At 63.1% G+C, this 2,022-nt stretch carries 2 protein-coding genes and 1 pseudogene; all 3 read left to right on the top strand.

The window, feature by feature from the left end:
• Positions 1-504: TatD family hydrolase (locus EOA27_RS33795; RefSeq protein ID WP_145970733.1), on the top strand; the 504-nt coding region annotated here is incomplete at its 5' end.
• Positions 501-1,322: an MBL fold metallo-hydrolase gene (locus EOA27_RS33790; protein WP_126082745.1), complete on the top strand. Its 822-nt coding sequence runs from the start codon at positions 501-503 to the stop codon at positions 1,320-1,322. The genes EOA27_RS33795 and EOA27_RS33790, both read left to right, overlap by 4 nt.
• Before the next feature lie 597 nt (positions 1,323-1,919).
• Positions 1,920-2,022 (top strand): annotated as a pseudogene (locus tag EOA27_RS42600) (agmatinase); the annotation flags it as partial.

The following is a 2,022-nucleotide window of genomic DNA, read 5'->3' as shown; positions in this document are numbered from 1 at the left end:
CACTATGACAAGGCGCCGCGCGATGCGCAGGCGCAAGGTTTTCGCACCCATATCGCCGCTGCGCGCCGGACCGGCCTGCCGCTGGTCATCCATGCGCGCAATGCCGACGACGACATGGCGTCGATCCTCGAGGACGAGACAGGGAAGGGCGCCTTCCCCTTCATTCTGCACTGTTTTTCGTCTGGACGCAGGCTGGCCGAAGTCGGCGTGGCGCTGGGCGGCTATGTCTCCTTCTCCGGCATCCTGACCTTCAAGAATTCCCCCGAGTTGCGCGCTATCGCGGCTGATGTTCCGCGTGACCGGCTCCTGGTCGAGACCGACGCGCCCTACCTCGCGCCGATCCCGCATCGGGGAAAACGCAACGAACCGGCCTATGTCACGAACACGGCGAAGGTTCTTGCCGAGACCATCGGTGTCAGCGAAACCGAGATCGCCGATATCACCACCGGCAATTTCTTCAGGCTGTTCACCAAGATGCCGCGTCCGGACATGGCGCGGACATGAGCGACCGGCTGCGCTTCACCGTCCTTGGCTGCGGCTCATCGCCCGGCACGCCCCGCATCACCGGCGATTGGGGCAATTGCGATCCCGCGAATCCGAAGAACCGGCGCATGCGCACGGCGGCCCTGGTCGAGCGGATTGCCGCCAATGGCGCGCGCACCACGGTCGTCATCGACACCGGACCGGATTTCCGCCAGCAGATGCTGATGGCTTCGGTCCGGCGTATCGACGCCGTCGTCTATACCCATCCGCATGCCGACCATATCCATGGCATCGACGATCTGCGCGGCTTTGTGCACGACCAGCGGCACAGGATCGACATCCACGCCGACGAACCGACGATGGAGCGGCTGCGCCAGGCCTTCGGCTATTGCTTCGAGACGCCGCCCGGCAGCTCCTATCCGCCGATCGTCAAGGCTCATATCATCGATCACGCGAGACCGGTGGTGATCGAAGGCGAGGGGGGCGCCCTCGCCTTTGAGCCGCTGCCGCAGATCCATGGCGATATCATTTCGCTGGGCTTCCGCATCGGCGGGCTTGCCTACTGCCCGGATATCAGCGATTTCCCGGTCGCCACCGCCGAGCGGTTGCTGGGCCTCGACATCCTGGTGCTCGACGCGCTGCAATACAACACCCATCCCAGCCATCTGTCGCTCGGCCAGGCTCTGGGCTGGATCGAGAAACTGGCTCCGAACAAGGCCGTGCTGACGCATATGCACGTGCCGCTGGACTACGCCGTGGTGATGGCCGAGACGCCGGAGCACGTGGCGCCGGCCTATGATGGCATGGTGGTTGAAATTCCTTACGAGTCAGAGCGATAGCGGCGACTCTCAGCCAGTATCGCAGCCCGTCATTCCTGCGTTTGGCTGGTAGCTCGAATTCGCGAGGCGGCGCACGCAGCCAGTCCACAGAGTTTGTCGCCAATGGCGCCAATGGCGAGCCGCGGCAATTCTCGGAGTGAGTAATACGCAAGTTCCATAATCTATCTTATGCGACTTATGTTCGGATGGCGCCGTGCCGCAATCTCAGCCCGACCGCCCTTCCTCGCAGCCCTATCACTGCAGATCCGACAACTCGTCATCGAGGATCAGCGCCTGCCGGGCCGTCGCGTCGAGCGCGCAGCTGACCATGATGCTGCTCTGGCGATCGGTGTTGACGGTTTCGGCGGACGCTTCCGCCGCGCATCGCGCGTGCGATAAGCGCTGCCTTGTCCGAAGCCCGTAATTTCTCCCCGGCCGTTGCCAGCGACAAGGTGGCAAGGAGCAAAGTACAAACCGCCAGCATCAGAACGCTTTTCATCGCTGTAGCCCCACTGTGTTGCGCGAGACGGGAATTGTCGCAAAACTCCGGGCTGAAGCAACTACCCGGCCCCTGGCTGCCGCCGACCCGCGGCGTATAACAATGAAAGCATCCGGAAAATGACCGCTTCCTTTCTCGGCTTTCCCAATTACCTCCCTGACAGCCGCGTGCCGCGAGCCGTGGTCTTCGGAGCTGGTCACGGAAGCACCTATCGTGGGAAGG

Origin of the sequence: Mesorhizobium sp. M2A.F.Ca.ET.037.01.1.1, from assembly GCF_003998075.1 — a bacterium.
Taxonomy (GTDB): domain Bacteria; phylum Pseudomonadota; class Alphaproteobacteria; order Rhizobiales; family Rhizobiaceae; genus Mesorhizobium.
This window is presented reverse-complemented; position numbering and strand designations above follow the sequence as displayed.